Source organism: Streptomyces sp. NPDC048057, from assembly GCF_040653095.1.
Taxonomy (GTDB): Bacteria; Actinomycetota; Actinomycetes; order Streptomycetales; family Streptomycetaceae; genus Streptomyces.
The window spans coordinates 213,692-233,887 of sequence record NZ_JBEZNF010000009.1 but is presented as its reverse complement, the minus strand read 5'-3'; the positions used below and the strand labels follow the sequence as shown (position 1 = coordinate 233,887).

Here is a 20,196-nt window from a genome sequence, read left to right as displayed (position 1 = left end):
GGTCAGTCCTCGCCTTCGTCATCGTCGTCGTCGCTGCGGGCGAAGCGCCGTTGGCTCCAGAAGCCGTTGCTCGTGCCGTCGGGTGTGTCGTCGTCCCCGTCGCCGCCGGCGCCCTCGTCGTCGTCGCCGTCGTCACCACCGGGGAAGGGCCCGCCGTGCCCGTTGTCGTCGCTGCGGGGCGGTGCGATGGGGGGCACCGGCTTGCCGCCCGGGGGTTTGGCCGAGGACGGCGGCGGTTGTCTGTTGGACGGCGCGTACGAGGACGGCGGGCGGGCGGTGGGTCCGGTCGAGGACTCGCGCGCGCCCGAGGGCTTGTCGCGGGAGGTGGCCGACGGCAGGGGGACGGGGGTGTCGACTTCGTCCGTGTAGGTGTTCTGCACGATCACCACGGGGCCGAGGTCTAATGGATCGGCTTCACCGATCCACACCCGTCCCGCCACCATGCCGGCGCCTGCGAACGCAGCCACCGCTGTGATCACCAGATTGGCCTTCCGCAGTCTCATGCGGAGAGTGTGCGTCCTAGATCGAACAGGTGAGTGAAAGAGGAGAGCATTCTCATTTCCCGCGCTGGGCTCGGCTTTCGCGGGAGGGGAAGGATCTGTTCCGGGGGTACCGCCGGTGGTCGCGCCGGGGGGTGTGGTATGGGCGTCGCCGGTGGGGTGGGACGCGGCGGCGCCCCGGCGACTTCTCCGGCGCCGTTTCCCGAAGGGGAGTGCATCCGCGAGGACGGACCGAAAGGACAAGCTCCCTCACCTTCTTTCTGGAACCGGTGGGACTGGGGTGGTCGACGGGAAGTACGGCGCGGCACCCCCGAAGGTTCAAGAGAAGGCAAAGTGCGGGCTTTTGCCCGCCATCACCGCACCCCACGGTCACAGCCCGCGGTGCCGGGGTTACGGGATAGGGGATGCGGGATACGGGATGGTGCCGGGCGTGGGCGCCGGTCGGCTGCTCGGTCGCACCAGGGCGATACGCCGTTGTCCCGACGGAAGGCCACCGGTAGGAAGGGGCCATGACCGTACTCGGCGCTGTGTTTCGCCCCCAACTCCCTCCGGAACGCCTCCGCCCCCTCGCCCGGGCCGCCGACGAGGCCGGGCTCGACGAGCTGTGGCTCTGGGAGGACTGCTTCCTGGAGAGCGGCATCGCCACCGCGTCCGCCGCCCTGGCCTGGACCGAACGTCTGCGCGTGGGCATCGGCTTGCTCCCCGTCCCCCTGCGCAACGTCGCACTCACCGCCATGGAAGCGGCCACGCTGGACCGCCTCTTCCCCGGGCGGTTGGTCCTCGGCGTCGGCCACGGCCTCCAGGCGTGGATGGGCCAGGTCGGCGCCCGGGTGGAATCTCCGCTCACCCTGCTCCACGAGTACCTCGACGCCCTGCGCGCCCTGTTGCGCGGCGAACGGGTCACCACCAGCGGCCGGTACGTCTCGCTGGACGACGTCGCCCTCGACTGGCCGCCCACCAGCGCCCCGCCCGTGTACGCCGGCGCGCTCGGCCCCCGCACGGTGCGGCTGACGGGCGAGGCGGCCGACGGCACCGTCCTCGACGCGAGCGTGTCGTCGGACGGACTGCGCCGGGCCCGGGCGCTGATCGAGGAAGGCCGCGCGGCGGCGGGCCGCCCGAGCACCGAACACCACCCGGTGGTGATCTATCTGCACGCGGCCACCGGCCCCGGAGCGGCCGACCGCCTCCGTGCCGAACTGGACCGCTGGGACGTCGACCCCACCGGCCTCGGCGTCGCCGGTGACGCCGCCGCCGTCGCCGAGGCGGTCCAACGGCTGGCGGAGGCCGGCGCGGACACGGTCGTCCTCCAGCCGACGGCCGACGAACCCGACCCCGAGGGCTTCCTGCGGTTCACCGCCGAGGAGGTGCGCCCGCTGGTCCCCCGCTGATCGACGCGCCCCGCCGGTGCGGGCCGGTGCCAGCCGCCCGGCCCGCCCGTCGCGGTCCCGCGGGCCGCCGCCCGCACCACTGCCCCGAGCCGTTCGTCGCGTCCCGCAGGTCGCTGACGCTCACAGCACCCGTCGTCGCACCAACAGCGCCAGCACCGCGACGCCCGGCAACAACGGCAGCCACACCGTCAGGAAGCGGAACCCGATGACGGTGGCCGTCGCCACCACCAGCGGCGCGCCGACCATCACGAGCGCGAAGGCCAACGCCGGCTCCACGGACCCGATCCCACCGGGCGTGGGCACCAGCCCGGCCGCGATGCTCGCGGTGATGTAGGCGATCACCAGGTGCGGCCAGGGCACCCCGAGACCGACGGCCGCCGCGACGCATATCAGCACCCCGGACTGGAGCAGCGGGAACGCCAGCGCCCCGCCCCACAGCGCCGCGGTCCGCGCCGGCATCCGGTGCAACGTACGGGCGTCCAGCAGCGCCGTCCGCAGGAACCGCACCACGCCCTTCCGCAGCCGTCGTGCCATCAGCAGCAGCACGGTGACGGCCGCGGCCACCACCGCCAACACCAACGCGCCCACCAGCACCGCCTGTCCGGGCGGCACCAGCGTCGGCAGCTCCAGCGCTTCGGGGAACACCAGCACCAACGCCAACAACAGTCCGGCCCTGGCGACCCCCTTCACCAGGCTGTAGAGCCCGAGCGCGGCGGTGGAACGGTCCAGCGGCACCCCGCAGCCGCGCAGAAAGCGCAGGGTCACCAGATGCGCCCCGATCCCGGCGGGCAGCAGCTGGTTGGCCGAGCCGGCCGCGAACTGGGTCGCCACCAGCCGCCCCGCGGGCAGGCGCTCGACGACCGTGCCCTGCCGCACGAAGGCCGACGCCACCGACCACAGCCCCGTCACGATCCCGCCGAGAACCAGCCAACCGGGGTGCGCGTCCTTGAGCAGCCCGACGCCCGAGGAGACGACGGACCAGTTCTCGGCGGTCCAGTACGCGAGCAGTGCGAACGGCACCAGGCACATCAACTGTCGCAGCGGCAGCCGTCGGAGGCCCGACGACGCCCGTCGGCTCCTCGACCCGGGCGCGCCGGCGGCCTCGGATGCGGCCCCGGACACGGGCCCGGACTCCGACAGGGGCTCGGAGATCACCAACCTCCCCACCGTCCTTCCACTCCCGGCGCGTCACTGGCGTCCGCGCGGACTCATGAACCACAACGGACGTCACACCGTTTCGGTTCGCAGAAGCTGCCCCCTGCACACAACAACGTCGTGTCGAGGTGCCCGCACTCATACTCAGGCATCTTCATGAACTCCTACTCATGGAGCGGAGTAGTCACACGGATGCCCGGCCGCCCACCGCGCCGTCAAGCTGCCTCCATGACCAGGACCAAAGGCCTCAAGAAGGCGCAGTGGGCGACGATGCGGCTGCTGCTGGGCACCGTGGGGCGGCTCAGCGAAGGCGTCCGCATCGGCTACCGACACGGCTTCGACAGCGGATCGATGCTCGACCACGTCTACGTCAACAAGGCGCAGGGCAGTCTCGGCATCGGTCGTGTCATCGACCGTTGCTATCTCAACGCCGTGGGCTGGCGGGCCATCCGCGCCCGCCGCGAACTCCTCAAGGACGTGCTGCGCAAGGAGATCGCCGAGCGCGGCGGCCGGGCCACCGTCCTGGACGTCGCCTCAGGGCCGGGCCGCTACCTCCAGGACCTGGTGGCGGAGCACCCTGCGGGCGCCCTGCGGGTCGAGTGCCGGGACCTCGACCGCGCCGGGCTCGCCCAGGGCGAACGCCAGGCCGCCCAGCGGGGGCTGACGGGCATCACCTTCACCCACGGCGACGCCCTCGCCCCGCAACCGCTCGCCGAAGGCGCCCCGGACGTGATCGTCGTCTCCGGCCTCTACGAACTGCTGCTGGAGGACGACGCGATCGCGGCCTCCGTCGAGCGGCTGCGCGGTCTGCTCGCACCGGGCGGCGTCCTGGTCTTCACCACGCAGACCCGACACCCGCAGTTGGAGTTCATCGCGAACGTGCTCCCCAACCGCGACGGCGTGCTGTGGGTGATGAAGTGCCGACCGGTCGAACAGGCCGAGCGCTGGGCCCGTGACGCCGGTTTCCCCGAGGTCGCCAGCCGCCGGGAGTCGGTGGGGCTGTTCACCGTCACCACGGCACGCGGCTGAGTCAGCCCTCCCACAGCGACGTCGATTTCCCTCGCTGTCATAAGCGTGTCCCACCAGAGCCGTCAACCAACGCGAGTGGCAAGGACTCGCCACACCCCGATCAGGCTCTTGTCACGCTGTGCAGCTGTGTGCATACATGGAGTTGCCCACGGTTTGGAGGGGACGACCGTGTGGCCGACAAGGAATGGCGGGGGATGATGTGCCATGTCGGTGGCGGTGGTTCCGAGTTCCACGCTCGGACGGAAAGTGTTGTCGGGACCTGTCCTGCGGGAGTCGCCGGGGCAGTCGAGGCAGCAGGTGCAGCAGATACAGCAGGCGCGCGGCGTCACCCGCATCCTCGGGGCCACCCGCGTGCGGGCGGCCCTCGCGGGCCTGGTGCATTCGGCGCGTCAGGAGTTGCTGAGCTTTGACGACCCCGTCTGCCAGGACGGCGAGGGCGCTCCCGAGCCGTTCCTCGGACTCGGCGGTCAGGGGGACGCCGCGGAGTGCCCGTCGGCGGCCCGGCCCGCCCGGGTCCGGCGGATCGCCCCTCGGCGCGTGCTGTCGCAGCTCCGTGAGGCCGGCCGCTGCCTCGGCGAGACCCGCGTGACGGACTCGATCCCGTTCTCGATAATCGTCGCCGACCGCGCGGTCGCCGCGGTCCCGCTCGATCTCGACCTGCACGACAACGGCGTTCTGCTGATCCGCGACCCGGTCCTCGTGCAGGCCCTGGTCCGTACGCACCAGGCGTGGTGGGAGGCGGGTGACGATCCCGCCCGGCAGGCGCGCCCGCCGGGTGCGCCCGCCCATCTGCGGCCGGTACTTGAGGCGATACTGGCGGGCCTCACCGACGACGCCGCAGCGGCCCGGCTCAACATGTCCGGGCGCACCTACAGCCGTCGGGTGGGCGAGTTGATGAACGCCCTCGGCACGTCGAGCCGCTTCCGGGCGGGAGTGGAAGCGGCTCGACGCGGCTGGGTCTAGGGCCTTTGCTGCAGGCGGACGCCGGGGGCGCGGCCTACGACACGACGTCCTTGCGGGCGAAGGTGCGGAAGGCGAGGGCGAAGAGCACCAGGGCGTAGGAGATCGACACCGCGGCTCCCTTGGCCATCCCGCTCCACTCCAGCTGCGGTTGGAGCGCGTCTATCCAGGCGAACTGCCAGTGCGCGGGGAGCACCTCCCGCCACCCCCCGAGCGCGGTGACCGCGTCCAGGACGTTGCCGACGATCGTCAGTCCGACCGCTCCGCCCACCGCGCCCAGCGGGGCGTCGGTCTTGGTGGACAGCCAGAAGGCGAGCCCTGCGGTGACCAGTTGGGAGACGAAGACGAAGAGGAGGACGATCCCCAGCCTCGGCAGCGTCTCGGTGGTGGCGAGGGAGCCGCCGGTGGGGAGCTTCAGCGGCCCCCAGCCGTAGGCGAAGGTGCCCGCGACCAGGGCGACCAGCGGCAGCAGCACCATCGCCGCGGCGCTGAAGCCGAGCGCCACGACCAGCTTCGACCACAGCAGCCGTGTGCGGGGGACGGGTGCGGCCAGGAGATAGCGGAGGGAGGACCAGTTGGCCTCGGAGGCGACGGTGTCCCCGTGGAACAGCGCCACCGGCACCACCAGCAGGAAGCCCGCGGAGACGAAGAGGCACGTCGCGGCGAAGTTCGCGGCCGAGGCGGTGGCGGTGTCCATGAGGGTGATCCGGTCGTTCTCCTCGCCGCCGGGGGTGCCGATCGCGAAGGCGACGATGAGTACCAGGGGCAGTGCACCGAGGACGGCGGCCATCACCATCGTCCGACGGCGCTTGAGCTGCCGTACGGCCTCGACGCGCACCGGAAGGGTGCGTCGGGCCCGGTAGCCGGGTGCCGACACGGGGTGCTGGGCCAGCCCGCTCATGCGGAACCTCCGATCAGGGTGAGGAAGGCGTCCTCCAGGCGGCGGTGCGGGCCGACTCCGGTGAGCGGCACGTCCAGCCGGACGAGTTCGCCGATCAGCGCGGTGGTGGTGGCGCCGTCGAGGCGGACCAGCAGGCCCTCGTCGACGCGTACGGCGGAGCCGACCCCGGGCAGGGCGTCGATCTTCTCCACCAGCGGGTCGGAGACCTCGCCCGCGGTGGTGACGAGCAAGGTGTCGCTCTCGCCGGTGATCTCCGCGACCGGGCCCGTCTGCACCAGCCGGCCGCGGTCCATGACCACGAGATGGGTGCAGGACTGTTCGACCTCGGAGAGGAGGTGACTGGAGACGATCACCGTGCGGCCACCGGCCGCGTAGCGGATCATCACGTCCCGCATCTCGCGGATCTGCGGCGGGTCGAGTCCGTTCGTCGGCTCGTCGAGGATCAACAGGTCCGGCAGGCCCAGCATGGCCTGGGCGATGGCCAGCCGCTGGCGCATGCCCTGGGAGTAGGTGCGCACGGCGCGGGCGAGCGCCTCGCCGAGGCCGGCGATCTCCAGCGCCTCGTCGATGTGGGCGTCCTCGGCGGGCCGTCCGGTCGCGCGCCAGTACAGCTCCAGGTTCTCCCGCCCCGACAGGTGCGGGAGGAAACCGGCGCCCTCGACGAAGGCGCCGACGCGGGAGAGGACGGGTGCGCCGGGCCGGATGGCGTGGCCGAAGACCCGGATCTCGCCCTCGTCGGGCCGGATGAGGCCCATCAGCATCCGCAGGGTGGTGGTCTTGCCGGCGCCGTTGGGGCCGAGCAGTCCGAGGACCTGTCCCTTCTCCACCCGGAAGGACAGCTCCCGCACGGCGTAGCGGTCGCTGGACTTGGCGTACCGCTTGGTGAGGCCGGTGATCTCCAGGGGGACGTCGGCGAGTTCGGGGTCGGGCGCCGGGGCGATGGTCCGTCGGCGGGCGGTCAGCAGCAGGGCGGCGGCGATCAGCGCGGCGGCGCTCGGCAGGGCCCAGGTCCACCAGGGCAGCCCGGCGGCCTGGGTCCGCACGGCGGGGGCCGTGGGGACGCTCAGCACTGCGGAGTTCGCCGCGGACTTCGCCCCGGAGTCCGCGACCGTGCCGGCCGTGCTGCCCGTGCTCGCCGTACTCGCGTCGCCGCCGGCGAGGGCGACGGTGTAGGTGGCGGGGGCCGTCGGGGAGGCGTATCCGAGGTCGGTGGCGGAGAGCACCAGCCGCAGCCGGTGCCCGGCGTCGACCTGGTGGTCCACGGCGGGCAAAGTCAGTTCGACCTCCTTGCCCTGGGTGGCGTCCTCGACCCGGACGGGGGCGACGAGTTGGGAGGGCAGGACCTGGGTGCGGCCGTCGGGCCCGACGTCGTACACCTTCGCGAAGAGGACGGCCTCGCCCGTCGTGGAGGTGACCTTGACGCGGACGGTCGGTGCACCGGTGATCTGGAGGGTCCGGGTCAGCGGCGCGGAGTCGAAGCGGGCGTGTTGGCCGGGGAAGTCGAGGGAGAAGCCGACGCCGACGGAGGAGAGCTGGCCGAGTCCACCGCTGAGCCCGGGGACGGCGGAGAGCGCGGGCGGGCTGGCGCCGGCCGGGTTGGCGAAGGTCTGGGGCGGGCCGGAGAGCGCGATGGGCTCGGGGCCGTTGCGCAGACCGGGGTAGCGGGCGGCGGTCGCACCGCGCAGCAGCGCCTGCCCGTCGGTGGAGTCGATCCCTCCGGTGCGGCTGACCCGGAAGGCCGGGCCCGTTCCGGTGCTCTCGTCCCGCTTGAGGTGGCGGTCGAACCAGTCGGTGACGCGCTGTTCGACGCGGTCGCTCTCGCTCTCGCCGCCGTCGTGGCCGCCGGCGATCCAGTCGACGGCGACGGGGGCGCCGTTGGCCCTGATCCGCTCGGCCATGGCGTCGGCGTGGTCCAGCGGGAAGAGGGAGTCCGACTGGCCCTGCACGATCAGGGTGGGCACCTTGATGCGGTCGCCGACGGCGACCGGGCTGCGGGCTTCCAGCAGGTCACGGGCGGCGGCGTCGGGCTTGCCGCTGGTGGCGACCCGTTCGTACAGGGCGCAGATCTCGGGCTGGAAGCGCCCGCAGGCGCCGTGCTCGCCCGGTTCGGCCGCGGTGCCGGGGGCGGTGGTGCCGGAGCCCGCGCCCGGGGGCCGGGCGGGTTCGGTCGCCGGCGGCGTCGAGGGAGGGGGCCCGTCCGGCGCTTCGAAGGACCCGGTGGAGAAGAAGATGCCGGCCCACAGCTTCTTGAAGACGCCGTCGGGGAAGAGCGCGTCGGCGAGGTTCCAGTAGGTGATCGCCGGGGCGATGGCGTCGACGCGCCGGTCGTGGCCGGCGGCGAGCAGCGCGCTCGCCCCGCCGTACGAGGCCCCGGCGACACCGACGCGCGGATCGCCGTCCGCGTCCAGGAGGACCTCGGGCCGGTCGGCGAGCCAGTCGACGAGCCGGGAGACGTCCTTGATCTCGTACGCGGGGTCGTTGAGACCGATCTTCCCGGTGGACTTGCCGAAGCCGCGGGCGGACCAGGTCAGCACGGCGTAGCCGTCCCGGGCCAGCTCCTCGGCCTGGGCGCGGACGTCGTCCTTGCTGCCGCCGAAGCCGTGGCCGAGGAGGACGGCGGGACGGCGCGCGCCCCGGTCCCCCGCGGTGAAGTACGAGGTGTCGATCTCGGCCCCCGGCATCTTCTGGGTCCGGTCCTCGCGTTGCACGGCCGGGCCCGAGTCGTCGGCGACCGCGGTCCAGGTGCCCGCGCCGGCGAGGGCGACGAGCGCCGCGGCGCCCGCGAGCCATCGGCCGCGCCGTCCTGGCCTGGGAAGTCGGGTCTTCATGGGGAAACCCTAAGCGGAACCCCCCTGGGCCCTCCGCTGCCGTCAGTGGGAGCCGGGCGGCCTCCCCGGGAAGTACGCGGACCGGCCGCGTACACCAGCGGTGGTACGGCGCGCTCCACCCACGGCCCTCGTCACGCGCGCCCGGGAGGCCGTGCGCCGACCGGTCAGTGGTTGCGCGGGAAGCCCAGGTCGACGCCGGCGTGCGGCTCCGAGGGGTCGGGCCACCGGGTGGTGACGACCTTGCCGCGGGTGTAGAAGTGCACGCCGTCGTTGCCGTAGATGTGGTGGTCGCCGAAGAGCGAGTCCTTCCAGCCGCCGAAGGAGTGGTATCCGACGGGCACCGGGATCGGGACGTTCACGCCGACCATGCCGGCCTCGACCTCCAGTTGGAAGCGGCGGGCCGCGCCGCCGTCCCGGGTGAAGACCGCGGTGCCGTTGCCGTACGGGGACGCGTTGATCAGCGCCAGGCCCTCCTCGTACGTCGCCGCCCGCAGCACGCACAGCACCGGCCCGAAGATCTCGTCGCGGTAGGCGTCGGAGTCGGTGGAGACCCGGTCGAGCAGGGACAGCCCGATCCAGTGCCCCTCCTCGTACCCCTCGACGGTGTACCCGGTGCCGTCGAGGACGACCTCGGCGCCCTGCGCCGCCGCGCCCGTGACGTAGGAGGCGACCTTGTCCCGGTGCGCCCGGGTGATCAGCGGTCCCATCTCCGACGACGGGTCGGCGCCCGGCCCGATCTTGATCTTCTCGGCGCGTTCGCGGATCTTCGCCACGAGCTCGTCGGCGACGGAGTCAAGGGCCACCACCGCGGAGATCGCCATGCAGCGCTCGCCCGCGGAGCCGTACGCCGCCGAGACCGCCGCGTCCGCCGCGGCGTCCAGGTCCGCGTCCGGCAGCACCAGCATGTGGTTCTTCGCGCCGCCGAGCGCCTGGACGCGCTTGCCGTTCGCCGAGGCGGTGGTGTGGATGTAGCGGGCGATGGGGGTCGAGCCGACGAAGGAGACCGCGGCCACGCCGGGGTGCGCCAACAGGGCGTCGACGGCGACCTTGTCCCCGTGCACCACGTTCAGCACGCCGTCCGGAAGCCCCGCCTCCGCGGCCAGTTCGGCGAGCAGGTTCGCCGCCGACGGGTCCTTCTCGCTCGGCTTGAGGACGAAGGTGTTGCCGCAGGCGATCGCCAGCGGGAACATCCACATCGGCACCATCGCCGGGAAGTTGAACGGGGTGATGCCGGCGACGACGCCGAGCGGCTGGCGGATCGATGCGACATCGACCCGGTTGGAGACCTGCGTCGACAGCTCGCCCTTGAGCTGGCCGGGGATCCCGCAGGCCAGCTCGACGATCTCCAGTCCGCGCGCCACCTCGCCGAGCGCGTCGGAGTGCACCTTGCCGTGCTCGGCGGTGATCAGCGCGGCGATGTCGTCGCGTCGGGCGTCCAGCAGCGCGCGGTAGCGGAAGAGGACGGCGGTGCGCTGGGCGAGCGAGGAGGTGCCCCAGGTCGCGTACGCCTCCTTGGCCGCGGCGACGGCGGCCCCGACCTCGTCCGCGGAGGCCAGTGCGACCCGTGTGGTGACGGCGCCGGTCGCGGGGTCGGTGACCTCGCCCCAGGTGCCGGATGCGCCCTCGACGGTCTTGCCACCGATCCAGTGGTTGACGGTCTTCGTCATGACGAAAGGCTCCTTCACGAGTGTCGGCGCACGGGCCGGGCGGGTCACGTACGGGCGGACCAGAGGGACGGACGGCGGCTCACGGGTCACAGGTGCCGGCGCCGGGCCGCGACCTGCCGCTCGTACTCCTCCCGGGCCTTGATCGCGGACGGGCGGTCCGCCGTCTGGGCCACGGGAACATCCCACCACGCCTGCGCCGGGGGCGCGCCCGACACAGTGTCTGCCGTTTCGGTCTCCACGTAGACACCTGTGGGCACGTCCGACCAGCGCGCTTCCGCCAGCGCTTCGCGCAGGTCGTGCACGGTGCGGGCGCGGATCACCCGCAGCCCGAGCGAGGCCGCGTTCGCCGCGAGGTCGACCGGGAGCGGGGCGCCGGTGTACGTCCCGTCCACGGCGCGCAGTCGGTACGCCGTGCCGAAGCGCTCCGCGCCGACGGCCTCCGACAGCCCGCCGATCGACGCGTATCCGTGGTTCTGCAGGATCACCACCTTGATGGGGACGTTCTCCTGGACGGCGGTGACGATCTCCGTGGGGTTCATCAGGTACGTGCCGTCCCCGACCAGCGCCCACACGGGCCGTCCCGGGGCCGCCATCGCCACGCCGATGGCGGCGGGGATCTCGTAGCCCATGCAGGAGTAGCCGTACTCGACGTGGTACTGGTCGCTGCCGCGCGTCCGCCACAGCTTGTGCAGGTCGCCGGGGAGGGACCCGGCCGCGTTGATCAGGATGTCATCCTCGGTGACCAGTGCGTCCAGGGCGCCGAGGACCTGGGCCTGGGTCGGGCGCAGGTCCGCCTCGCCAGGCCGGCGCGGTTCGTACGCCGCGTCCACCAGGCGCTCCCAGCGTGCCTTGCCCTCACCGTACTCCCGCGCGTAGGCGTCCGGGACCCGGACGCCTGGGTGCCGGGCGGCGAGGTCCCCGGTCAGCTCGGCGAGCGCGGCGCGGGCGTCCGCGACCACCGAGAGCCCGGCCATCTTGTGGGCGTCGAAGGAGGTGACGTTGAGGTTCAGGAAGCGGACGGCGGGGTTCTGGAAGAGGGTGGACGACGCGGTGGTGAAGTCCGACCAGCGGGTGCCGACGCCGATGACGAGGTCCGCGCCGCGCGCCAGGTCGTTGGCGGCGGCGGTGCCGGTGTGGCCGATCGCGCCCACGTCGCAGGGGTGGTCGTACGGCAGGGAGCCCTTGCCCGCCTGGGTGGACGCGACGGGGATGCCGGTGGCGTCGACGAACGCCGCCAGCGCCTCCTCGGCCTCGCTGTGGTGGACGCCGCCGCCGGCGACGAGCAGCGGGCGGCGGGCGGCGGCCACCGCGTGCACGGCGGAGTCGAGGTCGCGGCGGTCGGGCCGGGGGCGGGCCACCCGCCAGACGCGGTCGGCGAAGAAGTCCTCGGGCCAGTCGTACGCCTCGGCCTGGACGTCCTGCGGCAGTGCCAGGGTGACGGCGCCGGTCTCGGCCGGGTCGGCGAGGACGCGCATGGCCTGGAGCGCTGCCGGAATGAGCGCTTCCGGGCGGGTGACGCGGTCGAAGTAGCGGGAGACGGGGCGCAGGGCGTCGTTGACGGACACGTCGCCCGCGTACGCCGTCTCCAACTGCTGGAGCACCGGGTCGGCGGGCCGGGTGGCGAAGGAGTCGCCGGGCAGCAGCAGCACGGGCAGGCGGTTGATCGTCGCCAGCGCGGCGCCCGTGACCAGGTTCGTCGCGCCCGGGCCGATGGAGGTGGTGACGGCGTGCGCGGAGAGGCGGCGGGACTGGCGGGCGTAGCCGACGGCGGCGTGCACCATGGCCTGCTCGTTGCGCCCTTGGTAGTACGGCATGGGGGCGCCGGGTCCCGTGCCGGACTCCACGAGCGCCTGGCCGATGCCGGCGACGTTGCCGTGGCCGAAGATGCCCCAGGTGGCCGCGATCAGGCGCTGGCGGCGGCCGTCGCGCTCGGTGTGCTGGTGGGCGAGGAAGGCGACGAGGGCTTGGGCGACGGTGAGCCGACGGGTGGTCATCGGGGTCCTTCCTGGGTCCGGGGCCGGTCCGTGGGGGCGGTGGTGGGGGCGGCCCGGGTCGCGGGCTCCGCCCCGTACAACGGGAGCCGCGGGTCCACCGGCTGCTGCGGCCAGGTGTCCCGGATCCAGCCGTGGTCGGGGTGGTCGCAGATCAGCCACTCCCGCTCGGGGCCGGGGCCGGCCATCACGTTCAGGTAGTACATGTCGCGGCCGGGCGCGGCGATGGACGGGCCGTGCCAACCGTCGGGGATCAGCACGACGTCACCGGTGCGGACCTCGGCCAGGACGTCCGTCCCGCCGGCGCGGGACGGCGAGACCCGGTGGTAGCCGAGTCCGTCGTCGGCGATCTCGAAGTAGTAGACCTCCTCCAACACCGACTCGACGCCGGGGCGGTGCTCGTCGTGCTTGTGCGGCGGGTACGACGACCAGTTGCCGCCGGGGGTCAGCACCTCCACCGCGATCAGCCGGTCACAGTCGAACGTGTCGGCCGCGGCGAAGTTGTTCACCTGGCGCGAGCACGTGCCGGAGCCGCGCAGCTCGACCGGTACCTCCGGCGCGGGGCCGTAGCGAGCGGGGAGTCGGCGCTCGCACTTCGCTCCTGCCAGCGCGAAGCGGCCTCCCGCACCGGAGGCGATCTGTGCCTGGGCATCACGGGGGACGTACGCGAAGTCGGAGACCCCGCTGAAGACGCTTTCCCTGCCCAGCAGTTCGAAAAACCCACCGTCGACCTCGACGGTGCACCCGCCCTGGAGCGGTAGGACGATCCACTCGCTGTCGCCGGCGGCGAAGCGGTGCACCGCCCCGGGGGCGAGCTCGACCACGCGGACGGCAGCGTGCCCCCAGCCGGCGTGCTCGGGGTCGATCCGCAGGGCGTACGGACCGTCGGCGGCACTGCCCGCCGGCACGTACGACCGCCGGATCGGTGCGTCGTCCTGCGTGCCCATCGTTCTCCCCACTCTCCCTCATCGCACTGACAACGGGCCCCTGGAGCCCGGGAGTCCGGGCCGGCCCTACAGCAGTCCTACCGCGGTGTCGACGGCCTTGGCGACGTCCCCGTCCACCGGGTAGAGCAACGAGCGTCCCACCACCAGCCCCTGCACCGTCGGCAGTTGCAGCGCGGTGCGCCACTTCTCGTACGCACCGTCCTGGTCGTCGCCGACCTCACCGCCGAGGATCACCGCAGGCAGCGTCGAGGTCTGCATCACCGCCGCCATGTCGCCCGGGTCGTCGGTGACCGGGACCTTCAGCCAGGTGTACGCGGAGGTGCCGGCGAGCCCGGACGCGATGGCTATGGAACGGGTGACGGCCTCGGCGCTCAGGTCGTTCCGCAACCGGCCGTCGATCCGGTGGCAGATGAACGGTTCGACGAAGACGGGCAGTCGGCGCTCCGCCATGTCGTCGACGGCGCGGGCGGTGGCGTGCAGGGTGTCGAGGGAGCCGGGGTCCTGGTAGTCGATGCGCAGCAGCAGCTTGCCCGCGTCGAAACCGAGGCGGGCCAGGTCCTGGGCGCGGTGCCCGGTGAAGCGGTCGTCGAGTTCGAAGGCGGCGCCGGCGAGTCCCCCGCGGTTCATGGAGCCGATGACGACCTTCTCGTCGAGCGCGCCGAGCAGGAGCAGGTCGTCGAGGATGTCGGCGGTGGCAAGGACGCCGTCGACGCCGGGGCGGGACAGGGCGAGACAGAGCCGTTCGAGCAGGTCGAGGCGGTTGGCCATGGCGAGGCGGCGGTCGCCGACGGCGAGCGCTCCGCGGGCGGGGTGGTCGGCCGCGACGATCATCAACCGGCCGCTGTCGCCGACCAGTCGGGGTCGCCTGCGGCGACGGTGCGCGGCTTCGGCGACGGCTTCGGGGTGGCGGGTGCGGATCCCGACGAGTTCGCCGATGGAGACGCGGCTCACGACAGGGCTCCGGGGGCGGTCTCGGGCACGGCCTGGGCGGCCGTGGAGACGGTACGGGGGTCGGGTGCGGCCGGTGGGGGCGTGGGGGACGGTGGGACGGGGCCGCCGGCGAGGACCTGCTCGACCTCCTGCGGGTACGGCATGGCGCTGGAACAGGCGAGGCGGGCGGCGACGATGGCCCCGGCGGCGTTCGCGTACCGCATCACCCGCTCCAGCGGCCAGCCGGCGAGCAGCCCGTGGCAGAGCGCGCCGCCGAACGCGTCGCCCGCCCCGAGGCCGTTGACCACCTCGACGGGGACGGGCGGGACCTGGGCGCGGGTGCCGTCGCGGTGGAGCGCGAGCACCCCCTCGGGGCCCTGTTTGACGACGGCGAGTTCGACGCCGGCGGCCAGCAGCGCACGGGCGGCGGCTTCGGGGGCGCGCTCCCCCGTGGCGATCTCGCACTCGTCGAGGTTGCCGACGGCCACGGTGGCGAACCGCAGTGCCTCCCGGTAGTAGGGGCGGGCCGCCTCGGGATCGCGCCAGAACATCGGCCGCCAGTCGAGGTCGAAGACGGTGGTGCCGGCGCGGTCCCGGTGGGCGAGCGCGGTCTGGGTGGCGCCGCGGCTGGGCTCGGCGCACAGCCCGGTGCCGGTCATCCAGAAGACGCGGGCCCGGGCGATCGCGTCCAGGTCCAACTCGTCGGCGCGGATGTCCAGATCGGGTGCCTTGGGCCGGCGGTAGAAGTAGAGCGGGAAGTCGTCCGGGGGGAAGATCTCGCAGAAGGTGACCGGGGTGGGGTGGTCGGCCACCGGGGTCACCCAGCGGTCGTCCACGCCGAACTCGCGCAGCGCCTGGTGCAGGTAGTCGCCGAAGGGGTCCGCTCCGGTGCGGGTGACGACGGCGGTGCGGCGGCCGAGACGGGCGGCGCCGACGGCGACGTTGCTGGCGGAGCCGCCGAGGAACTTCCCGAAGACGTCGACCTGCGCCAGCGGGACCCCGGTCCGCAGCGGATACAGGTCGACCCCGATCCGGCCCATGGTGATCACGTCGTACGGCTGGGGGTCGTACGGCTGAGGCATGCGCGTCCCTTCGGTCCTTCGGTTCGGCGCGGGGCTCCCACCAGGTCTATTGGCTTTCCCGAACCCTGTCAACATTTTGTCCTGACATTCGGACGAAGGCTTGACACCCTTCCGAAGCGGCCGGAAAGCTCGACGGCATGAAGCCCCGCGTCCCGTCCCCCGCCGATCCCCTCAGCCGGATCCGGGTCGGCTCGGCCCCCGACTCCTGGGGGGTGTGGTTCCCCGACGACCCCCGGCAGGTCCCCTGGCGACGCTTCCTGGACGAGGTCACCGACGCGGGTTACGAGTGGATCGAGCTCGGTCCGTACGGCTATCTGCCCACCGATCCCGCCGTGCTCGGCGCGGAGACCGGGCGCCGCGGGCTGAAGGTCTCCGCGGGCACGGTCTTCACCGGGCTGCACCACGGCCCCGCGGTCTGGGACCGGACCTGGGAGCACGTCTCGGCCATCGCCGCGCTCACCCGGGACCTGGGCGCCCGCCACCTCGTCGTGATCCCGGCCTTCTGGCGCGACGACAAGACGGGGAAGGTCCTGGAGGACAGCACCCTGACCGCCGCGCAGTGGCGGGACCTGATCGGCCAGACGGAACGGCTGGGCCGCGAGGTGCGCGAGCGGTACGGCCTGCGGATCGTGGTCCACCCGCACGCGGACACCCACATCGACGGCGAGGAGAACGTCGCCCGGTTCCTCGACGGCACCGACCCCGAACTGGTCTCGCTCTGTCTGGACACCGGGCACTACGCCTACTGCGGCGGCGACAGCGTCAAGCTGATCGAGACGTACGGCGAACGACTCGGCTACCTCCACCTCAAGCAGGTCGACCCCGCGGTGCTGGCTGGAGTCGTCGCGGAGGGCCTGCCCTTCGGCCCCGCGGTGGCGCGCGGCGTGATGTGCGAGCCGCCCGCCGGGGTGCCCGCCCTGGAGCCGGTCCTGGCCGCGGCCCAGGCGCTCGACGTGGACCTGTTCGCCATCGTCGAGCAGGACATGTACCCCTGCCCGCCGGACAAACCCCTACCGATCGCCCGAAGGACCCGGCAATTCCTGCGCTCTTGCGGGACCTGATGCCCAAGTGCCTTGTCTGGCAAGGTTCTCAGATGCTCATCACACATGTCCCGATTACGCGGGTCTTCCGTCACAGCTGATCAACATCACCGCCCTTCCCCTCCTCTTCGGCGGGCTCCAGGCGCCAGGCTCAGTGATCGCCAGGCGTTTCCGCCGCAGGTCCCTCTCGGTCCCCCAACCGTGACTGCGGCCACACAAGGAGGTGCCCTCAGATGTCGGACAGAAGGCTCTGGTCGTACAAGGAGATCGCCGCTCACATCCGGGTCCAACCGGACACCGTCCGCTCCTATCGCAAGCACGGACATCTGCCACCCCCCGACCTCGTCGAGGCCGGCAAGCCCTACTGGTACGCCGACACCATCCGTGCCTGGGTGGCCAACCGTCCGGGCAACAGGGGTCGCCGCTGACCGTGCGTCGTCCTGGGTCCCGCACTTCGACCAGGGGTGCGGGATCCCGCGTATCCGCCCCCGGCCGCGCCCCGCGCCCGTGGCACACCCCGGGGCCGGCAGCGCCCCGCGCGGCATATTGGATTGCCGAACGCTTCCTCCGCTTTCGACAATGCGCCCATGAACGCCACCTCCGGTTTCTCCCTCAAACCGACCCTCCACGGGGAACGGGTCACCCTGCGTCCCTTCACCGAGGCCGACGTCCCCGCGATGATCGAGATCCTGGCCGACCCCGACGTCCTCCACTTCACCGGAGCCCCCGAGGACGACGAGACGGCGGACGCCGCCCTGCGCTCCTGGTACACCACCCGCAACGACCAGACCGACCGCCTCGACCTCGCGGTCATAAACCGTGCGAACGGCGAGGTCGTCGGCGAGGTCGTCCTCCACGAGTGGGACCCGACCAACCAGAACTGCCGCTTCCGCACCCTGATCGGCCCTAAGGGCCGCGACCGCGGCCTCGGCACCGAGGCCACCCAACTGATCGTCGGCCACGGCTTCACCCACGTCGGCCTCCACCGGATCGCGCTGAGCGTCTACGACTTCAACCCCCGTGCCCGCCGCGTCTACGAGAAGGTCGGCTTCGTCGCCGAGGGGACCGAGCGCGAGGTGCTGCACCATCGAGGCAAGTGGGTGGACGCCACCGCGATGTCGATGCTGGCCAGCGAGTGGGCCTCCAGGGCCGACGCCTGACCTTCCTGGCGCCAGCGCCGTTGTCGTTGCCGTTGCCGTTGCCGTTGCCGTTGCCCGTACTCGTACCGGAACAGGGCCGGCACAGGCACTGGCGCTGGCTGCCGCTCCGTCCGCCGCTCCCCGGACCCCGGACCTGGGGAGCCCGGGGTCCGCGGGCCGGGGAGGGGCTCAGGTCCGAACTGTGCCCCGAGCAGGGTCGGCAGTGGCTTCGGCGGCCCCGGTCCCCGCCTCGACGGGCGGGGTGGTCGGTATCTCCCCTTCACTGAGCCCGAAGCGCTCGTGGAACCTCCGCAGCGGCGCCGGCGCCCACCACGTGCGCGCCCCGGTGAGCTTCATCACCGCCGGCACCAACAGCCCCCGGACCACCATCGCGTCCATCAACACCGCCACCGCGAGTCCCAGGCCCAGCATCTTGGTGCTGGTGACCCGGGAGGTGCCGATGGCGATCATCACCACGGCGAGGATCAGCGCGGCTGCGGTGATCAGCCCTCCGGTGCGCTGGAGCCCGAACCGGATGGCGTGCTCGTGGTCCTGCGTACGGTCGTACTCCTCCTTGATGCGGGAGAGCAGGAAGACGCCGTAGTCCATGGAGAGGCCGAAGGCGACGCAGAACATCAGCACGGGCAGATTCGTCTCGATGTCCCCGGTCGGCGTGAAGCCGAGCAGCCCCGACAGATTGCCGTCCTGGAAGACCCAGACCACGGCGCCGAACATGGCCGTGAGGCTGAGGCCGTTGAGCAGGACCGCCTGGAGCGGGATCAGCACGCTGCCGGTGAGCAGGAAGACCAGGAGCAGTGTCACCACGACGATGAACCCGAGGGCGAGCGGCAGCCCGCCCGCGATGGCCGCCTTGGAGTCCTCCAGGACAGCCGCACGGCCCGTCACGGAGGCCTCGAACGGGGCGGGGATGTCACGGATCTCGTGCACCAGGCTCTGGGCCCCCTCCCCCACCGCCTCGCCCTTGGGCTGGACGGTGAAGTACGCGGCGCTGCCGGAGGTGATCGGGCCGTCCACCCGCAGCACTCCGGGGAGCGCGGCGACCCGGTCCCGGTACGCGGCGTACTGCTCGGCGCTCGCGCCGCCACCGGTCGGGACTGCGGAGGCGGAGGCGTCGGCGTAGATCTCGATGCCGCCGTCCGGGCTGCCGGGGAATCCGTCCCTGATGTGCTGCTGCACCACGTGCGACTCGGCGGACGACGGCAACTGGCGATCGTCCGGCGTACCGAACTTCACGCCCAGGAAGGGCAGCCCCAGCAGGACCAGGGCGGAGACCGTGGTGAAGGCGAAGAGCGGGGCGCGGCGCATCACCAGGACGGCCAGCCGCGTCCAGCCGCCCCGAGCCACCGGGGAAGCCTCGTCCGCGGGCCGCTCGGCGCGCCCGCGCCGGCGCATGAACGCCGCGCGCAGGTCGAGCGAATTGATCCGGTGGCCCAGCAGCATCAGGGCGGCGGGGAGCAGCACGAGGGCCGCCACGGCCGCCAGGGCGACCACGGCGATGCCCGCGTAGGCGAAGGAGCGCAGGAAGTACTGCGGGAAGACGAGCATGGCGGCGAGGGAGACCGCGACCGTCAGGGCCGAGAACAGGACCGTGCGCCCGGCGGTGCGCAGGGTGGTGCCGACCGCGTCCTTCACCTCGGCCCCCGTGGCCAGCTCTTCCCGGAAGCGGCGCACGATGAACAGGGCGTAGTCGATGGCGAGGCCGAGGCCGAGCGCCGTGGTGAGGTTCTGTGCGAAGACGGAGACGTCGGCGAACTCGGTGATGCCCCGCAACACCGCGTTCGTCCCCAGGATGGCGACGATACCGACGCCCAGGGGCAGCAGCGCCGCGATCACGCTGCCGAAGACCAGGATCAACAGCAGCAGGGTGATCGGCAGGGCGATCAGCTCGGCCCGCACCAGGTCGTCCTGGATGGTCGTGGTCATCTCGTGACCCACGGCGACGGGGCCGCCGATCGAGACCTCGACCGGGCCGTGCTCGCCGCGGAAGGTGCCCCCGAGCCGCTCCATCGTCTGGGCCGCGGCCTTCTCGTCACCCAGGATCCGGGCGACGATCAGCGCCTCGTGCCCGTCCTCGGAGCGCAGCGCGGGTGACGGGCTCTGCCAGTACGACCCCACGCCCGTGACGTCGTCCTGGGCGGCCAGGCGCTCGGTGAGCTGCCGGCCTGCGGCGGCCACGGCCTCGCTGTCCACGCTCTGCCGGCCGGCGTCGACGAGAAGGAGGAGATTGGGCTGGGAGTCGGGGAACTCCCGCTCCAGCGCCTCGGTGGCGTAGGTGGACTCGGCGCCGGGGTCCTCCCATCCGCCGCTGCCCATGCGGTCCGCGACGCCGCTGCCGGCGAACACGGCGAGCACCGTGACCACGAGGGCGGCGAGCAGCGCCAAGCGCGGTCGCGCGGTGACGAGGCGGGTCCATCGACCGAGCGCGGGCTTCTCCGGCTCGGGACGCGGGCTCCGCGTCGCCGACGAGCGGTTGACTTCGGACATCGTGCGGTGTCCCCTTCACCGTGGCCCGTGCACGCGCGGAAAGGGCGTGCGCACGGGGCGATCGTCACCAAGGAACGGAAACACGAGCAATCGCTCGCATTAGCGTGAGAACCAGAATGCGAGCGAGCGCTCGC

General features: G+C 72.6%; 16 protein-coding genes. 6 read left to right on the top strand and 10 right to left on the bottom strand.

The window, feature by feature from the left end:
• Positions 1-2: 2 nt before the first annotated feature.
• Positions 3-503: a hypothetical protein gene (locus AB0E05_RS13130; protein ID WP_361962444.1), complete on the bottom strand. Its 501-nt coding sequence runs from the start codon at positions 501-503 to the stop codon at positions 3-5.
• A 506-nt stretch (positions 504-1,009) separates the two neighbouring features.
• Between AB0E05_RS13130 and AB0E05_RS13125 the strand changes: the two genes are divergently transcribed.
• Positions 1,010-1,888, top strand: coding sequence for an LLM class flavin-dependent oxidoreductase (locus AB0E05_RS13125; protein ID WP_361962440.1), 879 nt, complete (start codon positions 1,010-1,012; stop codon positions 1,886-1,888).
• Positions 1,889-2,008: 120 nt separating this feature from the next.
• On the opposite strand, the gene AB0E05_RS13120 is transcribed toward AB0E05_RS13125, so the two are convergent.
• Complete coding sequence (locus AB0E05_RS13120; RefSeq protein WP_361962438.1) at positions 2,009-3,043, bottom strand: lysylphosphatidylglycerol synthase transmembrane domain-containing protein; 1,035 nt, start codon at positions 3,041-3,043, stop codon at positions 2,009-2,011.
• A gap of 228 nt (positions 3,044-3,271) precedes the next feature.
• Here AB0E05_RS13120 and AB0E05_RS13115 point away from each other — a divergent pair, with 228 nt between their 5' ends.
• Together AB0E05_RS13115 and AB0E05_RS13110 are read left to right on the top strand one after the other, a co-directional pair.
• Complete coding sequence (locus AB0E05_RS13115) at positions 3,272-4,072, top strand: class I SAM-dependent methyltransferase family protein (protein ID WP_361962436.1); 801 nt, start codon at positions 3,272-3,274, stop codon at positions 4,070-4,072.
• Positions 4,073-4,369: 297 nt separating this feature from the next.
• Positions 4,370-5,035, top strand: a complete 666-nt coding sequence (locus tag AB0E05_RS13110) for a DNA-binding response regulator (RefSeq protein ID WP_361962434.1) — start codon at positions 4,370-4,372, stop codon at positions 5,033-5,035.
• A 34-nt stretch (positions 5,036-5,069) separates the two neighbouring features.
• On the opposite strand, the gene AB0E05_RS13105 is transcribed toward AB0E05_RS13110, so the two are convergent.
• The 7 genes from AB0E05_RS13105 to iolC all read right to left on the bottom strand — a co-directional run bounded on the left by AB0E05_RS13105 (position 5,070) and on the right by iolC (position 15,378).
• Positions 5,070-5,933, bottom strand: a complete 864-nt coding sequence (locus AB0E05_RS13105) for an ABC transporter permease (RefSeq protein WP_361962432.1) — start codon at positions 5,931-5,933, stop codon at positions 5,070-5,072.
• Complete coding sequence (locus AB0E05_RS13100) at positions 5,930-8,761, bottom strand: alpha/beta fold hydrolase (protein ID WP_361962430.1); 2,832 nt, start codon at positions 8,759-8,761, stop codon at positions 5,930-5,932. The genes AB0E05_RS13105 and AB0E05_RS13100 overlap by 4 nt, the downstream gene beginning before the upstream one ends.
• Positions 8,762-8,925: 164 nt before the next feature.
• Positions 8,926-10,428 carry a CoA-acylating methylmalonate-semialdehyde dehydrogenase gene (mmsA, locus tag AB0E05_RS13095; protein WP_361962428.1) on the bottom strand — a complete coding sequence of 501 codons (1,503 nt, stop codon included), beginning with the start codon at positions 10,426-10,428 and terminating at the stop codon, positions 8,926-8,928.
• Positions 10,429-10,514: 86 nt separating this feature from the next.
• Positions 10,515-12,422, bottom strand: a complete 1,908-nt coding sequence (gene iolD, locus AB0E05_RS13090; RefSeq protein WP_361962426.1) for a 3D-(3,5/4)-trihydroxycyclohexane-1,2-dione acylhydrolase (decyclizing) — start codon at positions 12,420-12,422, stop codon at positions 10,515-10,517.
• A complete protein-coding gene (iolB, locus tag AB0E05_RS13085; RefSeq protein WP_361962424.1) occupies positions 12,419-13,366 on the bottom strand; it encodes a 5-deoxy-glucuronate isomerase in 948 nt (315 codons plus the stop codon). The genes iolD and iolB overlap by 4 nt, the downstream gene beginning before the upstream one ends.
• A gap of 66 nt (positions 13,367-13,432) precedes the next feature.
• Positions 13,433-14,317 (bottom strand): deoxyribose-phosphate aldolase, encoded by an 885-nt coding sequence (locus tag AB0E05_RS13080; RefSeq protein WP_361962422.1) that lies wholly within the window; start codon positions 14,315-14,317, stop codon positions 13,433-13,435.
• Positions 14,314-15,378, bottom strand: coding sequence for a 5-dehydro-2-deoxygluconokinase (iolC, locus tag AB0E05_RS13075; RefSeq protein ID WP_361962420.1), 1,065 nt, complete (start codon positions 15,376-15,378; stop codon positions 14,314-14,316). Before iolC ends, AB0E05_RS13080 begins: the two co-directional genes overlap by 4 nt.
• Before the next feature lie 137 nt (positions 15,379-15,515).
• On the opposite strand from iolC, the gene AB0E05_RS13070 reads away from it, so the two are divergent.
• From AB0E05_RS13070 to AB0E05_RS13060, 3 genes are all read left to right on the top strand, one after another.
• Positions 15,516-16,439 carry a sugar phosphate isomerase/epimerase gene (locus tag AB0E05_RS13070; protein ID WP_361962418.1) on the top strand — a complete coding sequence of 308 codons (924 nt, stop codon included), beginning with the start codon at positions 15,516-15,518 and terminating at the stop codon, positions 16,437-16,439.
• Positions 16,440-16,651: 212 nt separating this feature from the next.
• A complete protein-coding gene (locus tag AB0E05_RS13065; RefSeq protein WP_361534541.1) occupies positions 16,652-16,846 on the top strand; it encodes a MerR family transcriptional regulator in 195 nt (64 codons plus the stop codon).
• A gap of 159 nt (positions 16,847-17,005) precedes the next feature.
• Positions 17,006-17,578: a GNAT family protein gene (locus tag AB0E05_RS13060; protein ID WP_361962415.1), complete on the top strand. Its 573-nt coding sequence runs from the start codon at positions 17,006-17,008 to the stop codon at positions 17,576-17,578.
• Positions 17,579-17,746: 168 nt separating this feature from the next.
• On the opposite strand, the gene AB0E05_RS13055 is transcribed toward AB0E05_RS13060, so the two are convergent.
• Positions 17,747-20,062 carry an MMPL family transporter gene (locus AB0E05_RS13055; protein ID WP_361962413.1) on the bottom strand — a complete coding sequence of 772 codons (2,316 nt, stop codon included), beginning with the start codon at positions 20,060-20,062 and terminating at the stop codon, positions 17,747-17,749.
• Positions 20,063-20,196 lie beyond the last annotated feature (134 nt).

Excerpts from the sequence above, each read along its gene's own strand:
- AB0E05_RS13125 (WP_361962440.1), top strand. The coding sequence starts at position 1,010 with ATGACCGTACTCGGCGCTGTGTTTCGCCCCCAACTCCCTCCGGAACGC.
- AB0E05_RS13060 (WP_361962415.1), top strand. The coding sequence starts at position 17,006 with ATGAACGCCACCTCCGGTTTCTCCCTCAAACCGACCCTCCACGGGGAA.
- AB0E05_RS13115 (WP_361962436.1), top strand. The coding sequence starts at position 3,272 with ATGACCAGGACCAAAGGCCTCAAGAAGGCGCAGTGGGCGACGATGCGG.
- AB0E05_RS13065 (WP_361534541.1), top strand. The coding sequence starts at position 16,652 with ATGTCGGACAGAAGGCTCTGGTCGTACAAGGAGATCGCCGCTCACATC.
- iolC (WP_361962420.1), bottom strand. The coding sequence starts at position 15,378 with ATGCCTCAGCCGTACGACCCCCAGCCGTACGACGTGATCACCATGGGC.
- AB0E05_RS13070 (WP_361962418.1), top strand. The coding sequence starts at position 15,516 with ATGAAGCCCCGCGTCCCGTCCCCCGCCGATCCCCTCAGCCGGATCCGG.
- iolD (WP_361962426.1), bottom strand. The coding sequence starts at position 12,422 with ATGACCACCCGTCGGCTCACCGTCGCCCAAGCCCTCGTCGCCTTCCTC.
- AB0E05_RS13130 (WP_361962444.1), bottom strand. The coding sequence starts at position 503 with ATGAGACTGCGGAAGGCCAATCTGGTGATCACAGCGGTGGCTGCGTTC.
- mmsA (WP_361962428.1), bottom strand. The coding sequence starts at position 10,428 with ATGACGAAGACCGTCAACCACTGGATCGGTGGCAAGACCGTCGAGGGC.
- iolB (WP_361962424.1), bottom strand. The coding sequence starts at position 13,366 with ATGGGCACGCAGGACGACGCACCGATCCGGCGGTCGTACGTGCCGGCG.
- AB0E05_RS13055 (WP_361962413.1), bottom strand. The coding sequence starts at position 20,062 with ATGTCCGAAGTCAACCGCTCGTCGGCGACGCGGAGCCCGCGTCCCGAG.
- AB0E05_RS13105 (WP_361962432.1), bottom strand. The coding sequence starts at position 5,933 with ATGAGCGGGCTGGCCCAGCACCCCGTGTCGGCACCCGGCTACCGGGCC.
- AB0E05_RS13100 (WP_361962430.1), bottom strand. The coding sequence starts at position 8,761 with ATGAAGACCCGACTTCCCAGGCCAGGACGGCGCGGCCGATGGCTCGCG.